Genomic DNA, 19564 nt, shown 5'->3' on the forward strand with positions numbered 1-19564 from the left:
ACGCGGTGCTGATCGGTGAGGTGGCGCGAAGGTCCGGGGTCAGCGCCCGGATGCTCAGGCATTACGAGGCGCTGGGTCTGGTGCGCCCCACGGGCCGTACGGACGGCGGCTACCGCGAGTATTCCGGCGAGGACATCCGGCGGATCTTCCACATCGAGAGCCTGCGGTCCCTGGGGCTGTCGCTGCGTGAGGTGGGCCGCGCGCTGGACGACCCCGGCTTCAGGCCGTCGGAGCTGGTGGACGACCTCATCCGCCAGACACGGGAGCGGGTGGCGCGGGAGACCGAGCTGCTCACCCGGCTCTCCCGGATCGGTGCCGCGGAACCCGCCGGCTGGGAGGGCGTCCTGCGGGTCGTCGCCCTCCTCCAGGCGCTGGGGTCCAAGAGCGCCGGGACGCGGCAGCGGGCGGCACTGTCCTCGGGCTCGGCCTCTCCCTCGGCCGAAGAGGTACCGGTGGAGGCGCTTGTCGACGCGGTGCTGCGCGAGTCGGACGCGCATGTGGCCGGGGCCCTGCGCTGGGCCTTGGCGCGCGCGGATGACGGCGGACCCGAACTGCTCGCGGAGGGCCTGCTCTCGTCGGAGCCCGAGGTCCGGGAGCGCGCGGTCCGGGCGGTCGCGGAGATCCCGGACGACCGGGCGGCCGCCGTGCTCCGGGAGGCTCTTGCCCACGACGACCTCGTCGTCCGCCGGTGCGCGGCTCTGGCGCTCGGGGCACGCGGCGCGGCCGAGGCCGTCCCGACGCTCGTCGACATGGTCGCCGGGGGGACGAACGACGTGGACGCGGCCGACGCGCTGAGCGCGCTGGCGGGCGATCCCGCGCAGGCGGACCGCATCGCGACGGGGCTCGTCGACCGCCTCGGCCGCGCCGCCGCGGACCCGGCCGCGCGCCGCCGGCTGACCCAGGCGCTCGCCGGCATCCCGGGACCCACGGCGTCACGGGCCCTCGCCGGGCTGTCCCAGGACGAGGACCGAGGCGTCGCGCTCACCGCCGCCTATGTCCTCGGGCTGCGCGGCGAGGGGTGAGCTGTGACAGGGCGGTCCGGGATGCCGTGGGCTGGGGCGGCGCGGCTCAGTTCCTGAGGGCGTCCGCGATCTGCCGGGCGGCCTGGGCGGGTGTGATGTGCGTGGTGTCGATGACCTCGGCCTCGTCGTGCAGCCAGGTGCGGGCCGCCTCGGCGTAGGGCTCCAGGTGGGCGTGCCGGAACGGGGACGGGCCGAGGACGGTGTCGCCGTCGATGCGGCCGCGAAGGGTGTCCTGGTCGGCGTGGAGGACGAAGTGCCGTACCGCAATGGCGTGTTCGGCGAGGCCCGCGCTGATCTCGCGCCAGTACTCCTCGACCAGGACGGTCATGGGCATCACCAGGGTGCCGCCGGTGTAGTCGAGTACCCGGCGGGCGGTCTCGACCACGAGCGGCCGCCACGGCGGCCAGTGCTGGAAGTTGTCCGTCGAGGGCAGCCCCGGGGAGATGTCCATGAGTGTCTCGCCGACCTTCTCGGCGTCGAACACCCTCGAACCGGGGATCAGCTGCTGCACGAGCGCGCTGGTCGTCGTCTTGCCCGCGCCATGGGTTCCGTTGAGCCATACGATCATGCGCCCCCACGCTACGTGACAGTGCTCGTCGCTGCATGGCATGCCTCGCTCAAAGGGTGCTCTCCGGGGAGTCCGGGCGGACGGTGTCCCTTACGGCCGCGCGCGAGCGGCGTCCCCGGCGCGAGCGGTGGCCGATGCCGCCGGCAGGGCCCGTACGGCACCCGGCTCGTGCAGGTTCTGGTCCGGACCCCGGATGAAGCCCACGCCCCGCGAGCCCAGGGGCGCTCGCGGGCAGGGGCAGGTGTCCCCGGTTTCCAAGGCGCCCTGGATTCACGGCTGATCGCCCGGCCGGCGGTAGGGCTTCCAGTCGTCGCGGTGGACGGTGGCCCTGCCCTCGACCCGCCAGGAACGGCTGTGCCGGGACAGGGTCCAGCCCTGAGGCGCACGCCGGGACGCGTCGATCCAGGCGGCCAGTTCGGGAAGGGCGTGTTCGCGCAGGGCCTGGCGGGCGGCGGCGCGTTCGGTGGCGGGGAGCGGGCCGACGCGGACGGCCACGCTGGACCACAGATCGGGGTGTATGCCGTTGCCGTAGTTGGAGGAGACGGGCGGGCTCCACTCGACGTGCAGCAGGGTGCGGTCCTCGTACGGGTGGTCCGCGAAGTCGGGGTGGGTGAGGGCCGACTCCTGCTCGCCCAGGGCGGTACGGATGTCGGTCGGTGTGAGTGGCCACGAGAGGTGTCGCGGCAGGCGGCGGTTGCGGGACGGCATGGCGCTGAGGATGGCATGCGGCCTGTGGGGGCGCATGCGCCTTTTGCCCGGCGGCCCGCGCGGTGATGTGGAGGCGCGCTAGGCGGAACCGGTGGTGCCGGCCGGAGGTGCCTGCTGATAGAGCGCCACCAGCACCCCGTGCACGGGCTGGTCCTCCGCACCCTCCTCGGCCTCGTCGACGAGTGCGGCAAGGGTTTCGCCGAGCGCTTTCGCCTGTGCGGGGCCGAGGTGCAGGTGGCGCAGCGTCAGGTGGTGCTCGGCGGGCGAGCGGTCCAGCTCCTGGGCCACCGCGGCGAGCATCGCGGCGGTGCCCGCCGCCCGGGGGTCGGCGACGAGCATGTGGCGGGCCGCGCGCTGGAAGTACTGCTCGGTGCCGCCCCGGACCTGGCGGGTCTCCGCGATGCGCACCAGCCCGGCTTCGCGGAGCACTTTGAGGTGATGGGCCACGTTGCCCTTCTTCGCGTCGAGCCGCGCCGCGAGCTGCCTGACGGTGGCAGGCCGGTGGCCAAGGGAGAAGAGCAGCCGCTGGCGCAACGGGTGGGCGAGCGCCGCGAACTGCTCAGGCGCGCCGACCTCCAGAACGTCCTCGGGCGGCGGCGGATAGGAAGGCTGGTCGTCATGCATACCGAAAGTGTCTAAAGTTATTGACGCTTTCGCAAGGGTGGTGCTCTACTCCCTGCCATGACAACTCCGACGACGCTTCAGCCCGCCCCTGTCATCGACGAGACGGTCCGGCTGCTGACCGAGCACTACATATTCCCGGAGACGGCCGAACAGCTCGCCGGCCTGCTGCGACGACGCCTCGCCGAGGGCGCCTACGACGTCGGCGGCGCCGAGGAGCTTGCCCCTCTGGTCACCGCGGATCTGCAGTCCGTCAACGGCGACCGGCACCTGAGGCTGAAGCACCACGTCGACCCGGTGCCCCCGAAGCGGGGAGCGGCCACCCTGGACGCCATGCGCCGGGACTTCGACACCTCGCTGGGCGGCGCGCCCCGGGTGGAACTGCTCGACGGAGGGGTCGCCGTACTGGAACTGGCGCCGATGCTGTTTCCGCTGGAGTGGGCCGCCGAACCGCTGAGCGCCGCGCTCACCCTGGCCTCCCGCGCCCGGGCGCTGATCGTGGACCTGCGCGCCAACCGGGGCGGCGACCCGGACACGGTCGCCTTCGTCTGCAGCTACCTCCTGGACGAGCGCACCCATCTCAACTCCATGTACTGGCGCGACGGGGAGCGCAGCGAGCAGTCCTGGAGCCTGCCGCACGTTCCCGGTGCCCGCTTCGGCGGCAGCAAGCCGTTGTACGTGCTGTCCAGCGACACCACGTTCTCCGCCGCCGAGGAACTGGCGTACGACCTCCAGCAGCTCGGCCGCGCCGTGGTCGTCGGCGAGCCCAGCCGCGGCGGCGCACATCCCTGCCAGGGCTGGACCGTCCACCCGCACCTGGAGGCCACCGTCCCCGTCGGCCGCGCGGTCAATCCCGTCTCCGGCGCGAACTGGGAGGGTACGGGTGTGCAGCCGGACGTCCCGTGCGGTGCCGCCGACTCCCTCGACCAGGCACACGCGCTGGCGCTCGCCCGGCTGACCGGCTGACTGCCGGGCCCCTCGGTGACGGATCGGCGGCGTGGCCCGCGCGTGGCCCACACCGCCGCCTCCCCGGGGCCCGAGTCGGCGGGCGGTGAGCGATCGTCCTCGTTGCCCCGTCCGACGGCGGCGGCATCAATCCGCCGGCTCCAGAATGCGGTCGAGCGTCCGGCGCCCCATCCCGCTCATCGTCGGATTGCTCTCGGCGTAGTACCAGACCACGCCCATCGCCTGCTGGAACGCCCATGCCTTGCCGCGCTCCCACTCCAGGTCGTCGCAGCCCAGTGTCCTCCGGAACACGTTCCGCGGGCCCTGCCGCAACAGGTGCCAGGCACTGACCAGATCCAGCGCGGGGTCGGCGGGGCCGAAGCCGCCGGTGTCGAGTACGCCGCCGAGCCGGTCTCCCGCGACCAGTACATTGCCGGGGATCAGATCACCGTGGCTCATCACGTCGGCACCCGTGCGCGGCAACTCCCGGAAGCGGCTCCACAGTCGGCGCAGCCGGGGCACGTCGAGCAGACCCTCGCTCTGCGCGAAGCACTTCGCCATCCAGTCGTCGTGGTGAGCGAGCACGCCGCCGCGGCCCTCGCCGCCGAAGGCCCGCCCCCGCGTATCGGCGCCCCGCAGGGCCGCGACGAAGCCCGCGAGATCTTCCGCGAAAGCGTCCGACCCGCTCGGGTCGGCATCGAACGCGACCGTGCCCGGCAGCCATGTCTGGACCGACCACGGCATGGGGTAACCCGCGCCGGGCTGTCCCAGGGCGACAGGTTCCGGGGCGGGGACCGGAGACACCTGCGCCAGTTCCGCGCCCGCCCGGGCCTCGCGTTCCAGAGTCGCCAGCGCCTCGGCGGCATCGACGAGACGCAGCGGGAAGCGCGCGGAGAGACCGTCCCCGATGCGGAAGATGGCGTTGACCGTCCCGGTCGACGGCACGAGCCGGATCGCCTTGCCGCTCCACTCGGTGAACTGCTCCCGGATCAGGGCCGCGACGGTTTCGGCGGTCACGTCCACTTGGTCATCGTGCATGGTCATCGCTCGCAGGCTCTTGGGCCGGTCCGCTTCGCAAGGCCGGAAGCGGACCGCATCGACGGGACGACAGCCAGTATTCATGTGCCGCGCCCCAAGTCGAAGGGGATTGTCATCCGACCGGTTCCGATATATCGTTGAGGCATCGCGACAGATCAGCGATAAGTGAGAGATCAACGTAAGAAGGAGTGAAGGTCATGCGTTCACATGGACAGGAACACGGACACGGGCGTGGACACGGCCCCTGCGGGCCCGGTGAGCACGGGCGTGGGGACTTCGAGGGGCGTCGGGCGGCCTTCGGGCAGTTCGGGCCGCCTTTTGGTGGCGGGCCCTTCGGTGGTGGCCCCTTCGGGGGCGGACGGGGTCGCGGTGGCGGCCGGGGCAGGGCGCGGCGCGGTGACGTGCGTGCGTCGATCCTGGCGCTGCTCAAGGACCGGCCGATGCACGGCTACGAGATGATCCAGGAGATCGGCGAGCGCAGTGGCGGGGCCTGGCGGCCCAGTCCGGGGTCGGTCTACCCGACCCTCCAGCTGCTGGAGGACGAGGGCCTGATCACCAGTGCGAGCGAGGGCGGCAAGAAGCTGTTCACGCTCACCGACACCGGTCGTACCGAGGCGGAGTCGGGGCCCGAGGCGCCCTGGGAGGAAGCCGGACGCGGCGTCGACTGGGAGAGCGTGAACGAGATCCGGCAGGCCGGCTTCGGCCTGATGGAGGCGTTCGGCCAGGTCTGGAAGACCGGCTCGGCCGATCAGCGCGAGAAGGCGCTCACGGTCATCAACGACGCTCGCAAGAAGCTCTACCTCATCCTTGCCGACGAGCACTGAGCCCGGCGGTGCGACGCTCGCGCAGAGATGTGCTGAAGGGCCCTGCGGCCTTGCTGCGGGGCCCTTCGTCGTGCGGATGTGTGCAGGGGGAGGGGCGTGCGAGGTGGGTGGTCGCCCGGGGTCAGGCCACGATCAGGCCGTCCAGTCTGCGTAGCGACTCGACGAGCGCCGCCGTGGCCGAGTCCTTGAGCTTGCCCGCCATCAGGGAGACGGCCGCGCCGGTGAACTCGCCGTCGATGCGGACCGCGGTGGCGTCCCCGTCAGGGGTCAGTGCATAGCGCATCAGCAGATTGACGCCCATCGGGCCCTTCCCCGTGGTGGTCAGCAGCCGGCCGGTCTCCAGCTCCGACACGGTCCACGTCACCTCGGCGGGGAAGCCCATGAGCTTCAGGTTCTCCTCGTAGGTGGCCGCGAGCTCCAGTGCGGCCGGGCCGCCCTTGGGGAAGCTGGTGTGGGTGGCGTTCCACTCCCCGTACCTGCTGAAGTCCGTCAGCTGGGCCCAGACCTTCTCGGCCGGTGCCCCGATCCGCGCCTCTGCACTGACTTCGGCCATGCGACCACCCCTTCTCGACGGGTTCCGGTGTCGCGGAACGTAGCCGCAGCGGCGAGAACATTCAATACTGATGAAGCGTCAGATCTGCTGACTCCGTACCCGTGTGCCAGATCAGCGCGGAGTCGAAGCGGTCGGAGGCCCGTGGATGCGGCCCGTCGTCGTGGCAGTGGAACGCGGCCCAGAAGAGGTCGGCGAGCAGGGCGTCGGACGGTGCGTGGACGCGGTAGACGTAGTCGCGCCCGTCGAGCGCCGGCAGGGAAACCAGCCAGCTCACTTCCGGCACCCCTCCCGCCGCCCGCCACCATTGCCTCCGGCCTGTGTGACGTGCGCGACCGTACTCGCGGTTGCCTCCGGAAGTGTGAAGCAAGGCGGCGCGCGCCTTTCTGCCGAATCGGATCCCGCGATGGCGCGATCTCATCCGTAAGGAGGAGGTATCGCTCCCGCGTGCCCAACCCGGGTGGGATGCGTCAATGGGTCTCTCCGGGGACGACCCGGCCCGGCCGGGCTGATGGGGTGGAAGCGTGCAGAACCGGACACCGCGGATCCCTCAGCAGCCCGCATCGAACCACCGTGCTGAGTTCGACGCCAGGCTCACCGAGGAGCTGGCCGCCGTGGTGACGGGTGCGCGCAGGCGCGCCCTGCGGGACGGGGACCGGCAGATCGACACCGCCCATCTGCTGCACTCGCTCATCGAGGCCGACCCCGAGGTCCGTGCCGCGTTCGACGGCGGACCACAGCTGGCCAGGGTGCTCGGCTATCTCGTCCAGCGCAGCATCGGGTACGGGCTCCGCTGGCAGGGTGCTGTCGAGGACTCGGGTGCGCTCGCCGCGGTGACGGACCCGCCGGCCCCCGAGGTCGAGGGCTGGTCTCCCGCCGCCGTCTCCGCGATGGCGGGCGCGCACCGGCGCGCCCTGAAGTGCGGGCGGGCCCGCGCCTGCGGCCTCGATCTGCTCACGGTGCTGGCCGGGGACCGGACGTGCCGGGCCGTCGAGGTGCTGGAGCGCGCCGGTGTCGACGCCGAACGGCTCATGGACCGGATCGTCGAGGTCTCCGGCCGGGAGTGAACGGTCCGGCGTCCGTGGCGGTACCTGCCCCGTCGGCGCTGCTGTCAGGGGCCTTCCCGAGATCGGAGTGTTACCCGGGTCAGGCGTCACCGGGGTGACGCTCCTGACCACAGCTGTCATGATGTGCCGATGCACGCGTCTCAGGGGAGAAGCGCCGGCCTGGGACTCGCTCTCGGCTCGGCCTTCGCATTCGGCGGTTCCGGAGTGGCGGCCAAGCCGTTGATCGAGGCGGGGCTCGACCCGCTCCACGTGGTGTGGCTGCGGGTGGCGGGCGCCGCGCTCGTCATGCTCCCGGTGGCCTGGCGCCACCGCGATCTCGTGCGCAGCCGGCCCGTCCTGCTGCTCGGATTCGGGCTGCTCGCCGTCGCGGGTGTGCAGGCCTGCTACTTCGCCGCCATCTCCCGTATCCCGGTGGGCGTCGCGCTGCTCGTCGAATACCTCGCGCCGGCCCTCGTCCTCGGCTGGGTGCGCTTCGTCCAGCGGCGCCCGGTCACCAAGGCCGCCGCCCTCGGCGTCGTTCTCGCGGTGGGCGGCCTGGCCTGCGTGGTCGAGGTCTGGTCCGGCCTGAGCTTCGACCTCGTCGGTCTGCTGCTCGCCCTGGGCGCCGCCTGCTGCCAGGTCGGCTACTTCGTCCTGTCCGACCAGGGCAGCGGGGAGCGGACGCAGGGCGGGGCCGAGCCCCCGCATCCGGTCGGGGTCATCGCCTACGGACTGCTGATCGGCGCCGCCGTCCTCACCGCGGTCGCACGGCCGTGGGGCATGGACTGGTCCACGCTCGGCGGCAGCACCGTCATGAACGGTACGGCGGTGCCCGCCTGGCTGCTGCTGGTCTGGATCGTGCTGCTCGCCACCGTCATCGCGTACGTCACCGGCGTGATCTCCGTGCGGCTGCTGTCCCCGGCGGTCGCGGGCGTCGTCGCCTGCCTGGAAGCGGTCATCGCGACCGTGCTCGCCTGGGTGCTGCTGGGGGAGCATCTGGCCGCCCCGCAGCTCATCGGCGGTTCGCTCGTCCTGCTCGGTGCGCTCATCGCCCAGTCCGCGACACCGAAGGCACCCTCCGGACCGGTCGCCTCCGGTGCCGGGAGCGGAGTGTTCGCGGAGGCGGAGGAAGGCTTGTCCGCCGGGCGGACCGCACCCTAGGGTGACGATCATGCGTCTGACCGTACTTCCGCCGCCCGCCGCCTAGCGCGGGCGGCCGCATCTGACGAAGACCGGGCTCGGGCAGTCCCCGAGCGGTTCGTCGCTGCCCCCGTGCGGAGCCGAGCGACCACCTTCCTGTCTTCCTCTGGAGAAGTCACGTGTCGATTCCTGCTTCCGGCCTGCCCGTCGGGCGGAGCCTGTGCTATCTGATCATCGCCGGAGTGGCCTGGGGCACCGCCGGTGCCGCCGCCTCGCTGGTCTTCGAGATCTGCGATCTCGGCCCCCTCGCGCTGTCGTTCTGGCGCTGCGCCGGCGGACTCGTCCTGCTGCTCGCGGCACTGGTGCTACGGCCCCGGCGCGCGGCGCCCGCCGCGGAGTCCGCGCGCAGGCGGCTGCTGCGCATCGCCGGTACCGGCGCGGGCCTCGCCGTCTTCCAGACCGCGTACTTCGCCGCCGTCCGGACCACCGGACTCGCGGTCGGGACCGTCGTCACCCTCGGGGCCGGTCCCGTCCTCATCGCCGTCGGCGCCCGGCTGGCCATGGGGGAGCGGCTGGGAGCCGGAGGGATCGCGGCCGTGGCCGGGGCGCTCACCGGGCTCGCCGTGCTGGTGCTCGGCGGCGGACCGGGCACGGTGCGGCCCGCCGGGATCGCACTGGCCCTGCTCTCCGCCTCGGGCTATGCCGCGATCACCCTGCTGACCCGGTGGCTCGGCCGCGACGGCGGCGCCACGGATCCACTGGCCACCAGCGCCTGGGCTTTCGGTGTCGCCGCGCTCCTGCTGCTGCCGATGGCCGCCGGTGAGGGGCTCGTGCCGCACACCGCGCACACCGCCCAGGTGCTCCTGCTGCTCGTCTATGTCGCGGCTGTCCCCACCGCGCTCGCCTACGCGCTCTACTTCGCGGGGGCCGCGGTGGTGCGCTCCGCCACGGTGTCGGTGATCATGCTGCTCGAACCCGTGAGCGCGGCGGTCATCGCCGTCGTGGTGCTCGGGGAGCGGCTGACGGCGTCCACGGTCGCCGGAACGCTGCTGCTGCTCACGGCGGTGACCGGACTGGCCGTCGCCGAGACGCGCGGCGCCGCTGCCGCCCGCCGGGAGGAGGCCGTCCCCGTCTGATCGGAAGTGATCACTCCTGATCGCGAGGGTGGCGGGGTCGGCGCCCTGTGGCGGGGCCCCGTCACCCCGGGGTGGTTCAGAGCGCGCTCAGGTAGTCCGGAAAGGCGATCGAGGGATCGAGGTCCTCGGCCGGTATCGGGGCGCCGAAGCCGGGGGCGAGGGGGATGACACCGGCCCAGTGGGGCAGGCCGAGGTCCCGGTCGTCGTCGTGGGGACCGCCGGTGCGGATCTTGGCCGAGACCTCCCTCAGGTCGAGCCTGATCACGGCGGTGGCGGCCAGCTCCTTGGCGTCGGCGGGCCGCGAGTCCCGGGAGCGGCCGGGGACGACCTGCTCCACGATCGCGTCGAGGGCGGTGCGCCGCTCCTCGGGGCCGGTGACGGAGTAGGCGGTGCCGTGGACCACCACGGAACGGTAGTTGAGCGAGTGGTGGAAGGCGGACCGGGCCAGCACTAGTCCGTCGACATGGGTCACCGTGAGGCACACGGCGAGACCGGCCTCGCTCCCGCTCGCCGTCCGCAGCGGCCGGGAGCCGGTCGAGCCGTGGATGTACAGCCGCTCGCCGACCCGGCCGAAGAGCGTCGGCAGTACGACGGGCGCTCCGTCCCGGACGAAGCCGAGGTGGCACAGGTAGGCCGCGTCGAGGATCGAATGGACCTGTTCCCGGTCGTACGAGGCGCGCTCGCGGGAGCGGGTCGGTACCGTGCGCCCGGTCGGTTCGTAGGTGGCTGCGGCGTCCGGGGCCGTGGTCTGCTGGGGTGCGGTCTCCGGCATTGCATACTCCATTGCACTAGTGCATACTGTTGTTTGTGCTAGGAGAGTATCGGATCAGTGGTCGGCGTGCATCGGAAATTGCCGCCAGTGTGGAGCGGGCGGTCGGCTCGGGTGAGCTGTCGCCCGGCGAAGTGCTGCCTCCCATGCGGGAGTTGGCGAGCCGCCTGGAGGTGAATCCCAATACCGTCGCCGCCGCCTATCGCACCCTGCGCGAGCGGGGAGTGATCGAGACGGCCGGGCGCAGGGGGAGCCGGGTCAGACCGCGTCCGGCGAGCACCGCGCGTGGCTCGATGCGCGTGGAGGCGCCGCCGGGGGTACGGGACCTGGGCGAGGGCAACCCCGACCCGGCGCTGCTGCCACCGCTGGGCGAGGCGTTCGCCTCGGTCACGGCGGCGTACGCCGAGGCACCGGGGATGTACGCGCAGGCGCAGGTGGACCCGGAGTTCGCCGCGCTCGCCCGGGCCGCGATGGATGCCGACGGTGTCCCGGCCGGGCCGGTCGTCGCCACCTCGGGATCGCTCGACGCCATCGAGCGGGTGCTCGTCGCCCACCTCAGACCCGGCGACGCGGTCGCGGTCGAGGATCCGGGCTGGAGCGGCCTGCTGGATCTCGTCCCGGCCCTCGGTATGCGCCCCGTCCCGATGGAGCTCGACGACGACGGGCCGCTGCCCGACTCGCTCGATGCGGCCCTCAGGGCGGGCGCGCGGGCCGTCGTCGTCACGGACCGGGCGCAGAACCCCCTCGGCGCGGCGCTCTCCGCCGGGCGCGCTGCCGAGCTGCGGGCCGTCCTCGCCGGGCACCGGGGGGTCCTGCTCATCGAGGACGACCACGGGCACGCGATCGTCGACCTGCCGCTGTACCCGCTGGCGGGGGCCACGGACCGCTGGGCGTTCGTCCGCTCGGTGGCCAAGGCGTACGGGCCGGATCTGCGGGTCGCCGTGCTGACCGGGGACGCGGTCACCGCGGACCGGGTCTCGGGGCGCCAGAGACTGGGCCCCGGCTGGGTCAGCCGGCTTCTGCAACGGGCGATGGTGCACCTGTGGACCACGGACGCGGTGGACCCGCGCGAGGTGGCCGCGGCCTACGCCCATCGCCGCGACGCGCTCGTCCGCGCCCTGGCGGAGCGGGGCGTCGAGGCGCACGGCCGCAGCGGGATGAACGTGTGGGTGCCGGTGAGCGACGAGACCGGGGCCGTGGCGCGGCTGCTGCACTCCGGCTGGGCGGTGGCTCCCGGGGCGCGGTTCCGTATCTCCGCGCCCCAGGGCGTCCGGATCACCGTGTCGCCGCTCTCCGACGCCGACATCGGGCCGCTGGCGGACGCGGTGGCGGCTGCGGCGGGACCGGCCAGCCCGTTGAGTTACGGGTGAGTCAGCGCGGCGGACGGGGCGCGGGCGGGGCCGGCCGGGCGGCGCGCGGCCGGCTCTGGGTGAGGGCGGCGCCCGCCAGGACGACCAGGGCGCCGACCGGGGTGTTCCAGCTCAACTGCTCGCCGAGCAGGGCGACCCCGGCCGCCGTGGCGATCACCGGGATGAAGTAGGTGACCATCTGCGCGGTGGTCGGCCCGACCTCCTGGACCAGTCCGTACTGGAGGAGCACGGCGAGCCCCGTGCCCAGGGCGCCCAGGGCGACGACCGCCAGCGTGGGCAGCAGGGGGAAGCCGTCGGGGGTGGAGGTGAACAGCGGCGTCACCAGGGCCAGTTGTGCCGTGCCCAGGAGCAGCTGGCTGCCGGTCAGGGCGAGCGTCGAGGCGCTGCTGCCCGCCAGGGTGCGGCGGACGTAGATCCAGCCGACGGGATAGCTGAGGGAGGCCAGGAGCGCCATGGCCGTACCGCTGAAGTCCAGTCCGGAGAAGCCCTGCCAGGCCCCGAGCACGGTCAGCACACCGAGGAAGCCGAGCCCCAGGCCGGCGACCCGGCGGCGGGTCGGCCGGTCCTCCGAGAGCGCCACGAGGGACAGGGCCATGCCCCACAGAGGGGAGGTCGCGTTGCAGATGCCGGCCAGCGTGGACGGAATGCTGAGTTCGGCGTAGGCGAAGAGGGAGAACGGCAGGGCGTTCAGGAAGAAGGCGGCGACGGCGAGATGGCCCCAGGTGCGGGCCGTGCGCGGCGGCCGCTCCCGCTTCACCGCCATCGCCACCGCCAGGACCGCCGTCCCCGACAGCAGCCTGCCGAGCGTCACCTGGAACGGGGCGTAGCCATGGGTGCCGACCTTGATCAGCAGGAAGCTGAAGCCCCAGATGAGCGAGAGGGCCGCGAAGCGCAGCCGCCAGTCCAGCGCGGGACGACGGGCGGGCGCGAGGGTCACGGCCGGGGGAGGGGCAGGGGCCTGCGCGGTCCGATCGGTTCGTTCGATCCGTTCGGTCTGCGCGGGGGAGACCTCGGCTGGTGGCTGGGTTCGCGGTGCGGGCGGGGCGCTCATGGAGTCAACGATGGCCAAGCACACCTCGTAGCACAAGTGAGACTTTGTATGACTGTTCGCGTAGCATCACTTACATGTTGAACCTGGAGCGCCTGCGCACCCTGGACGCCCTCGCCAGGCTCGGTTCCGTCAGCGGGGCCGCCGAGGGGCTGCACGTCACGACGTCGGCCGTGTCGCAGCAGATGGCGAAGCTGGAGCGAGAGGTGGGGCAGCAGCTGCTCGCCAAGAGCGGCCGGGGCGTCCGGCTCACCGACGCGGGCCGGCTGCTCGCCGACCACGCGGCCCGCATCCTCTCGCAGGTCGAGCTCGCCCAGTCCGACATCGAGGCCCAGCGGGGCGAGGTGGTCGGCGAGATCCGGCTCGGCGCGTTCCCCACCGCCGCGCGCGGGCTCTTCCCGGCGACCCTGCTCGCCCTGCGCACCGGCCACCCCGAACTGCGGGTGCGCACGCTGGAGGTGGAGCCCGAGGCCGGCATCCGGGCCGTGTTCCGGGGCGACATCGACCTCGCGGTGGTGCTGGACTGGAGCAACAAGCGGCTCCCGGTGCCGGGTGGCCTCGCCCGGGCGAGGCTGCTGGACGACGCCCCGGACATCGCGATGCCGGCGGACCACCCGCTCGCGGAGCGGGACGAGGTCGATCTCGAGGACTTCGCCGACGACGACTGGGTGTCCTGGCCGGAGGGCGAATTCTGCTACGACTGGCTGATGTTCACCCTGCGCTCCAAGGGGATCGAACCGCGCATCGCCCACCTCGCGGGCGAACACCACACGCAACTCGCCCTGATCGCGGCCGGGATGGGTGTCTGTGTGGCGCCCCGGCTGGGGCGGGGTCCGGTGCCCGACGGCGTACGGCTGGTGCCCGTGCGGCAGAAGATGCGGCGGCACGTCCACGCCGTGTGGCGGGCGGACGCGGACCGCCGTCCCTCCATCAGGGCGGCCGTCGCGGCGCTGCGCGAGGCGGGGCGGGAGCTGGACGACCCGCTGGGGGACGGGTAGGCGCGGCGGTCGGCACCCCGACGCGGCCCGTCGCGTATCACCGCCGCCCTCACACCCCCGGCAGATCGGCCAGCTTGCCGAAGTCCCACGAGGTGACGGTCTCGGGCGTGAGCCGCAGCCAGGCGTGCCGCCCGTCGTGCGGCATCGTCTCCATGCCGAAGTACTTCGCCGCGAACAGCCGCTCGGGCACATCGAGTTCCGGGCAGGGCTCACCGGTGCGCGGAGCCTCGCCGACGAAGACCGCCTCACCGGAGAGTTCGATGCCGCGCAGCTCCCCATACTCCACGCCGTCGTCGACCACCACGGCGATCCTCGGGTCGCTGCTCAGCTGCGACCACCGCAGGCTGCGGGTGATCGAGTACAGCCAGAGCGAGGTGCCGTCCCAGCAGAACCAGAGCGCCCCGATGTGCGGCCGGCCGTCCGCGCCGACGGTGGCGACCCGGCAGGTGCGCTGCTGTGCGAGACAGGCGTCCCGTTCCTCGTCCGTCATCATGATCCGGCGGCCCCGTCGCTGTGTGACGGCCATGGGAAGCCCCCTCCAGGTTGCTGACTATGTGTCAGGAATCATGGGGTCTCTTCCTTCATCGCGCAATGGCGGTTAGCCTCGCGCGCCCGTGGTGACACCGAGAGGGGCAGCCGTGCCGTCCAGGGAACAGCTTGCCGAGCAGACCGAACCGGCCACCACCGTCCTGCTGACGGTGGAGTGCCAGCAGGGAGTGGTGGGGCCGGACAGCGCACTGCCCGAACTGGCCAAGGAGGCCAGGTCCTCCGGCGCGCTGCGCAACGTGGCCAGGCTGGTCACCGCCGCGCACGAGGCAGGCGTCCAGGTCCTGCACGCCGTGGCGGAACGCCGCCCCGACGGCCGGGGGGCCAACCGCAACGCCCGGCTCTTCCGGGCCGCCGGCCGGCTCCCCGTACAGCAGCACTCGGGAACCACGGCGGTGCGGATCGCCGAGCCCATCGAGGTCGCGGAGGAGGACCTCGTCGTCCGCCGGCTGCACGGCCTCTCGCCCATAGCGGGCACGGACGTGGACGCCCTGCTGCGCAACCTCGGCTGCCGCACCCTCGTCGTCACCGGCGTATCGGCGAACGTGGCGATCCCCAACGCCGTCTTCGACGCGGTGAACCTCGGCTACACGGCGGTGGTGGTCTCCGACGCCATCGCGGGCGTGCCGGCCGACTACACGCCCGCGATGATCCGCAACACCCTCGCCCTGGTCGCCACCGTGACCACCACCGACGACCTGCTCGGCTGCTGGCTGAGCCGGCGGACGGGCACCCGGGGCTGACGCGCGGCCGGGTGACGAGGCGGCCGGGCTACGAGGCCAGGCTGATCGAGTCGCCCTCGACCGTGATCGCGGCGGCGGGCAGCGGCGTGGTGGCGGGGCCCGTCCGGACCTCGCCGGTCGCCACGTCGAACTTGCTGCCGTGACACGGGCAGTTGATGGTGCCGTCCGAGACGCTGGAGACCGCGCATCCCATGTGGGTGCACTTGGACGAGAACGCCTTGAACTCACCGGCCGCCGGCTGGGTCACCACGACCCCCTGGTCCGGGAAGATCTTCCCGCCGCCCTCAGGGATGTCGGCGGTCGTCGTGAGGGCGGGGCCCGTGCCGCCGTCCCCGCCGTCGTCGGACTGCTTGACGGCACCGGAACCGGACGGTTCCTTCGAGCCGCCGCACGCACTGAGTACGGCGACGAGCGGAACGGCGCCCGCGACGGTCACCACCGTCCGGCGTCCGAGACGGATCTCCGGGTCCTGCGATGCGCTCATGCTGTCTCTTTCCCTTCACGGTCTTCCGGCTCCGACGCTTCGCCCAGAGGTACGCGCGGCCGGCACCCCGTGTTCAAAGCCCCAGGGACTTCCTCAGGAAGTCCCGCTCCAGCAGCAGAAGCCCGCTCGCCGTCCGCTCGTGGCTGACCAGATGGCCGGCCCCGGACAACGGCAGCACCGTGTGCGGCCGCCCCGCGGCGAGCAGCGCCGAGGAGAACCGCAGCGTGTGGGCCACGGCGACATTGTCATCGGCAAGTCCGTGCACCAGCATGAGCGGCCGGGTCAGGGCCGAGGCCTCGTCCAGCAGCGAATTGCGCGTGTAGTTCTCCGGCAGCACGTCCGGGTGCCCCAGGAAACGTTCCTCCCAATGGGTGTCGTAGAGCCGCCGGTCGGCCGGTGCCGCGCCCGCCACGGCCGCGTGGAACACCTCCGGGTGCCGCAGCACGGCCGCCGCCGCGAGATACCCGCTGAACGACCAGCCGCGCATCGCCACCCGGGACGTGTCCAGCTCCGGACGCAGGGCCGCCGCCGCGTGCAGCGCGTCGATCTGGTCCTCCAGGACGGCCGTCAGCCGGTCGCCGTGCACCGACTTCTCCCAGGCCTCCCCGCGCCCGGGAGTGCCCCGGCCGTCGGTGACCAGCACCGCGAACCCCTGCTCCGCGAACCACTGGGCCACCGCCACCCACCAGGTCCGCACCTTCAGGACGACCTGCATCCCGTGGCCGGCGTACGGGCTGAGCAGCACCGGCAGCGGACCGTCCCCGGGCCGGTGCCACGACGGCAGGTACAGCCTGCTGCGCAGTTCCCGTTCGCCCAGGCTCAGGTCCAGCGGACGCGGGGTGACCAGAGGCGCCTCGGCCAGGACCGCGATCCGGCCGGCCGGGGCCCCGTCCCGCAGCACGGTCACCGTGTGGCCGTCCGGCGTCCTGCTGTCGAGCACCCCGGTCCCGCCCCCGACCGCGGCCGTGTGCACCCCTGCGGGGGCGCTGACCCGGACGCACCCCTCGCCGGGCGCGCACGACCAGACGTCGATCTCCGTGGGCTCCCCGCCCGCGGTGAAGTACACGCGGCCATCCGCCTCACCCAGTACCTCGCGGACCTCCAGGCCCGGCGGAGTGAGCGTGCCGCCGATGTCCAGCCCCTGCGTGTCGCCGCCCGGCCGCGCGGGTACGACGAGCGCCCCGGAGGCGAGGCGCAGCGGGGTGCCCGGCCGCAGCGCGACCCAGGCGGAATCGTGCGCGCGGTGCACCGTCCGGGTCGCGCCGGACTCCTCGTCCACCTCCAGGACGTGCACCGACCGCTGGTCACGCGTCTGCACGGAGACCAGCGGACCCCGCTCGTCCCAGCCCGCCGCCACCACGTACTCGAACGCCGGGTCCGTCCACGTCCCTTCGGGGTGGCCCTCGCCGGCCGCGTCGGGCAGCCGCACCGCGGTCCGCTCCCCGGAGACCCGCACCAGATGCAGGGACACCTCCGCGTTCGCCGTACCGGCGGCCGGGTAGGCCACCTCGCGGGGCGGCCGTGCGGGATCGGACGGGTCGCCGATGTAGCGGCGCCCGACGCCGGAGGTGTCCACCCGGGCCACCAGCAGGGCATCGCCGCGGGGCGACCACCAGAAACCGCGCGAGCGGCCGACGGACTCCTGCGACACGTAGTCGGACAGCCCGTACGTCACATCGGTGCCGTCCGGCTCCGCGAGCGGCCGGTCGTCCGTGCCGTCGGCCCGTACGATCCGCAGCGCGCCGCCGGACACGTACGCGATCAGGGAGCCGTCGGGCGAGGGGCGGGGGTCCACGGCAGGTCCCGCCGTCGGGATGCGGCGTGGAGTCCCGCCGTCGGTGCCGAGCACCAGGAGCGTGCCCCGGAGGGCGAAGGCCACGAGCCGTACGGCCGCGTCCGTGGCGTAGGAGACGATGCCCGACGAGGTCTCGCGGGCCCGTTCGCGCCGCGCCAGTTCCTCCGGGGGCACCTCGCCCGCCGTCCCGCCCGCGAACGCGGGCCCGAGCGGGTCGGCGAGCAGCCGCTCCCGGCCGTCCTCGTGGATCCAGAGCCGGCTCACCGGGTCGGTGCCCGACGTACCGCGCAGGAACAGCACCCGTTCCCCGTCCGGGGAGACCGTGAAGAGGCGGGGCACGCCGAGCGAGAAGCGCCGGGTGCGGGCGAACTGGAGCGGAAAGGGGTCGGCTGAGGGCGCGTCGGCCTCGGCCGACGCGTCGAAGGGGGGAGTCATGGCGACACCATGACAGGTAAAAATTCGCTCGATCCAACCCGGTCTCCACCGGTATGGTGCAAGGCCGCCGGCGGCTGACGGCGCGTCGTGTACGCAAACGCGGACGTGCGCCCACCGCTCGGGCGGGGGCGCACGTCCGCGTTTGCGTACACGGGATCTAGGAGGCGGCCGCCGCGTTCTCCTCCGCGAGCCGCTCCATGCCGCTCTGGGTCCTGAGCGGCTTCTCCTTGATGAACAGCACCGCGATCAGGGCGAGGAAGGCGAAGGGCGCCCCGATCAGGAACACATCGGCCGTCGCCACCCCGTATGCGTGCTCGACGACCTGCCGGGCCGGTTCGGGAAGGGTGCCGAGGTCGGGCACGCCGTGCCCGGCGCCGCCGTTGTCCGCCGCCCCGCCGAAGCCCTTCGCCATCTCCTCGGCCGCCCGGTGGCCGAGGACGGCGCCGAGCGCGCTCGTACCGATCGCCCCGCCGAGGCTGCGGAAGAACGACAGCACCGACGTCGCCGCGCCCAGCTCCGATGCGGGCACGTCGTTCTGGGCGGCCAGCACCAGGTTCTGCATCAGCATGCCGACACCGACGCCGAGGACCACCATGTAGAGGCTGAGGACGACGAACGAGGAGTCCGAGCCGATCGTGGACAGCAGGCCCATGCCCGCCGTCATGATGATCCCGCCCGCGATCAGGAAACTCTTCCACTTGCCCCGGCGGGAGATGATCTGCCCGGCGACGGTCGTGGAGACCATCAGACCGAGGATCATCGGCAGGCTCATCAGACCCGCGACGGTCGGCGTCTTGCCCAGCGAGATCTGGAAGTACTGCGACAGGAACACCGTGCCGCCGAACATGGCCACACCGACCAGCAGGCTCGCCACCGTCGTCAGCGCCACCGTGCGGTTGCGGAAGATGTCCAGCGGGATGATCGGCTCCTTGACCCTGGACTCGACCAGGACGGCCGAGGCGAGCAGGACGACACCGGCGGACACCAGGGCGGCGGTCTGCCAGGAGGCCCAGTCGAAGCGGTTGCCCGCGAGGGTCACCCACAGCAGCAGCGCGCTGACCCCGCTCATGATGAGTACGGCACCGAGGTAGTCGATCCGCACCTCCCGGCGGATCGTGGGCAGCTTCAGGGTCAGCTGGAGCAGCACGATGGCGAGCAGGGCGAACGGAACCCCGATGAAGAAGCACCACCGCCAGCCCAGCCAGGAGGTGTCGACGAGCACCCCGCCGATGAGCGGGCCCGCGACGGTGCCGACGGCGAAGACGGCACCGAAGACGCCGGAGTAGCGGCCGAGTTCGCGCGGCGGGATGATCGCCGCCATCACGACCTGGGCGAGCGCGGTGAGACCACCGGCGCCGATGCCCTGCACGACGCGGCTCACGATGAGCAGCCCGACGCTGTGGGAGAACCCGGCGACGAGCGAGCCCACGACGAACATCGACAGCGAGAGCTGGATGAGCAGCTTCTTGTCGTAGAGGTCGGACAGCTTGCCCCAGATCGGGACGGTCGCCGTCATCGCCAGCAGCTCGGCCGTGACGACCCAGGTGTACGAGGACTGGGTGCCGTGCAGATCGGCGATGATCCGGGGAAGGGCGTTGGAGACCACCGTGGAGGCCAGGATGGCCACGAACATGCCTGCCATCAGGCCGGACATGGCCTGGAGTATCTGGCGACGCGTCATGGCCGGTGCGGCCCCCGCGGGTGCGCCGGCGGTACCGGCTTCGGGTGTGACGGCAGCGGTCATCGGCTGACGTTCCTCATTCTCTGGTGGTGAAAGG

Annotated in this window: 21 protein-coding genes; 9 read left to right on the forward strand and 12 right to left on the reverse strand. The window is 72.7% G+C overall.

What is annotated here, in order from left to right:
* Nucleotides 1–5 precede the first annotated feature (5 nt).
* Nucleotides 6–1022 (forward strand): HEAT repeat domain-containing protein, encoded by a 1017-nt coding sequence (locus RLT58_RS30685; RefSeq protein ID WP_311313602.1) that lies wholly within the window; start codon nt 6–8, stop codon nt 1020–1022.
* Between the two features lie 46 nt (nt 1023–1068).
* On the opposite strand, the gene RLT58_RS30690 is transcribed toward RLT58_RS30685, so the two are convergent.
* The 3 genes from RLT58_RS30690 to RLT58_RS30700 form a co-directional block, all read right to left on the reverse strand.
* Nucleotides 1069–1590 carry a P-loop nucleotide/nucleoside kinase family protein gene (locus RLT58_RS30690; RefSeq protein WP_311313603.1) on the reverse strand — a complete coding sequence of 174 codons (522 nt, stop codon included), beginning with the start codon at nt 1588–1590 and terminating at the stop codon, nt 1069–1071.
* Nucleotides 1591–1860: 270 nt separating this feature from the next.
* Complete coding sequence (locus RLT58_RS30695) at nt 1861–2298, reverse strand: hypothetical protein (RefSeq protein ID WP_311313604.1); 438 nt, start codon at nt 2296–2298, stop codon at nt 1861–1863.
* 78 nt (nt 2299–2376) lie between these two features.
* Nucleotides 2377–2922, reverse strand: coding sequence for an ArsR/SmtB family transcription factor (locus tag RLT58_RS30700; RefSeq protein ID WP_311313605.1), 546 nt, complete (start codon nt 2920–2922; stop codon nt 2377–2379).
* Between the two features lie 57 nt (nt 2923–2979).
* Here RLT58_RS30700 and RLT58_RS30705 point away from each other — a divergent pair, with 57 nt between their 5' ends.
* Nucleotides 2980–3885, forward strand: a complete 906-nt coding sequence (locus RLT58_RS30705; protein WP_311313606.1) for a S41 family peptidase — start codon at nt 2980–2982, stop codon at nt 3883–3885.
* Between the two features lie 126 nt (nt 3886–4011).
* Here the strand turns inward: RLT58_RS30705 and RLT58_RS30710 are convergent, their stop codons facing one another.
* Entirely contained in the window at nt 4012–4908 is an 897-nt protein-coding gene (locus tag RLT58_RS30710; RefSeq protein ID WP_311313607.1) for an aminoglycoside phosphotransferase family protein, read from the reverse strand.
* A gap of 191 nt (nt 4909–5099) precedes the next feature.
* Here RLT58_RS30710 and RLT58_RS30715 point away from each other — a divergent pair, with 191 nt between their 5' ends.
* On the forward strand, nt 5100–5726 hold the full coding sequence (locus tag RLT58_RS30715) for a PadR family transcriptional regulator (protein WP_311313608.1): 627 nt from the start codon (nt 5100–5102) through the stop codon (nt 5724–5726).
* A gap of 121 nt (nt 5727–5847) precedes the next feature.
* On the opposite strand, the gene RLT58_RS30720 is transcribed toward RLT58_RS30715, so the two are convergent.
* Both RLT58_RS30720 and RLT58_RS30725 read right to left on the reverse strand, forming a co-directional pair.
* Nucleotides 5848–6279 (reverse strand): type II toxin-antitoxin system Rv0910 family toxin, encoded by a 432-nt coding sequence (locus tag RLT58_RS30720; RefSeq protein WP_311313609.1) that lies wholly within the window; start codon nt 6277–6279, stop codon nt 5848–5850.
* Between the two features lie 61 nt (nt 6280–6340).
* Nucleotides 6341–6553, reverse strand: coding sequence for a hypothetical protein (locus RLT58_RS30725; protein WP_311313610.1), 213 nt, complete (start codon nt 6551–6553; stop codon nt 6341–6343).
* A gap of 247 nt (nt 6554–6800) precedes the next feature.
* On the opposite strand from RLT58_RS30725, the gene RLT58_RS30730 reads away from it, so the two are divergent.
* The 3 genes from RLT58_RS30730 to RLT58_RS30740 all read left to right on the forward strand — a co-directional run bounded on the left by RLT58_RS30730 (nt 6801) and on the right by RLT58_RS30740 (nt 9598).
* Nucleotides 6801–7343: a Clp protease N-terminal domain-containing protein gene (locus RLT58_RS30730; protein WP_311313611.1), complete on the forward strand. Its 543-nt coding sequence runs from the start codon at nt 6801–6803 to the stop codon at nt 7341–7343.
* A gap of 129 nt (nt 7344–7472) precedes the next feature.
* A complete protein-coding gene (locus tag RLT58_RS30735) occupies nt 7473–8483 on the forward strand; it encodes an EamA family transporter (RefSeq protein ID WP_311313612.1) in 1011 nt (336 codons plus the stop codon).
* Nucleotides 8484–8641: 158 nt separating this feature from the next.
* The gene (locus RLT58_RS30740) at nt 8642–9598 is read left to right on the forward strand and encodes a DMT family transporter (protein WP_311313613.1); all 957 of its coding nucleotides are present in this window, start codon (nt 8642–8644) and stop codon (nt 9596–9598) included.
* Between the two features lie 76 nt (nt 9599–9674).
* On the opposite strand, the gene RLT58_RS30745 is transcribed toward RLT58_RS30740, so the two are convergent.
* On the reverse strand, nt 9675–10370 hold the full coding sequence (locus RLT58_RS30745; RefSeq protein WP_311313614.1) for a pyridoxamine 5'-phosphate oxidase family protein: 696 nt from the start codon (nt 10368–10370) through the stop codon (nt 9675–9677).
* 35 nt (nt 10371–10405) lie between these two features.
* On the opposite strand from RLT58_RS30745, the gene RLT58_RS30750 reads away from it, so the two are divergent.
* Nucleotides 10406–11737, forward strand: coding sequence for an aminotransferase class I/II-fold pyridoxal phosphate-dependent enzyme (locus RLT58_RS30750; protein WP_311313615.1), 1332 nt, complete (start codon nt 10406–10408; stop codon nt 11735–11737).
* A 1-nt stretch (nt 11738) separates the two neighbouring features.
* On the opposite strand, the gene RLT58_RS30755 is transcribed toward RLT58_RS30750, so the two are convergent.
* Nucleotides 11739–12788 (reverse strand): DMT family transporter, encoded by a 1050-nt coding sequence (locus RLT58_RS30755; RefSeq protein ID WP_399131699.1) that lies wholly within the window; start codon nt 12786–12788, stop codon nt 11739–11741.
* A 74-nt stretch (nt 12789–12862) separates the two neighbouring features.
* Between RLT58_RS30755 and RLT58_RS30760 the strand changes: the two genes are divergently transcribed.
* Complete coding sequence (locus tag RLT58_RS30760; protein WP_311313617.1) at nt 12863–13783, forward strand: LysR family transcriptional regulator; 921 nt, start codon at nt 12863–12865, stop codon at nt 13781–13783.
* A 49-nt stretch (nt 13784–13832) separates the two neighbouring features.
* Here the strand turns inward: RLT58_RS30760 and RLT58_RS30765 are convergent, their stop codons facing one another.
* The gene (locus tag RLT58_RS30765; RefSeq protein WP_311313618.1) at nt 13833–14309 is read right to left on the reverse strand and encodes a pyridoxamine 5'-phosphate oxidase family protein; all 477 of its coding nucleotides are present in this window, start codon (nt 14307–14309) and stop codon (nt 13833–13835) included.
* 112 nt (nt 14310–14421) lie between these two features.
* On the opposite strand from RLT58_RS30765, the gene RLT58_RS30770 reads away from it, so the two are divergent.
* Nucleotides 14422–15072 (forward strand): cysteine hydrolase family protein, encoded by a 651-nt coding sequence (locus RLT58_RS30770; protein ID WP_311313619.1) that lies wholly within the window; start codon nt 14422–14424, stop codon nt 15070–15072.
* A gap of 28 nt (nt 15073–15100) precedes the next feature.
* On the opposite strand, the gene RLT58_RS30775 is transcribed toward RLT58_RS30770, so the two are convergent.
* The 3 genes from RLT58_RS30775 to RLT58_RS30785 all read right to left on the reverse strand — a co-directional run bounded on the left by RLT58_RS30775 (nt 15101) and on the right by RLT58_RS30785 (nt 19530).
* Complete coding sequence (locus RLT58_RS30775; RefSeq protein WP_311313620.1) at nt 15101–15556, reverse strand: Rieske (2Fe-2S) protein; 456 nt, start codon at nt 15554–15556, stop codon at nt 15101–15103.
* 73 nt (nt 15557–15629) lie between these two features.
* On the reverse strand, nt 15630–17786 hold the full coding sequence (locus tag RLT58_RS30780; protein ID WP_311313621.1) for a S9 family peptidase: 2157 nt from the start codon (nt 17784–17786) through the stop codon (nt 15630–15632).
* Nucleotides 17787–17943: 157 nt separating this feature from the next.
* The gene (locus tag RLT58_RS30785) at nt 17944–19530 is read right to left on the reverse strand and encodes an MDR family MFS transporter (protein ID WP_311313622.1); all 1587 of its coding nucleotides are present in this window, start codon (nt 19528–19530) and stop codon (nt 17944–17946) included.
* Nucleotides 19531–19564: the final 34 nt, after the last annotated feature.

Source organism: Streptomyces sp. ITFR-16 (assembly GCF_031844705.1).
Classification (GTDB): Bacteria; Actinomycetota; Actinomycetes; order Streptomycetales; family Streptomycetaceae; genus Streptomyces.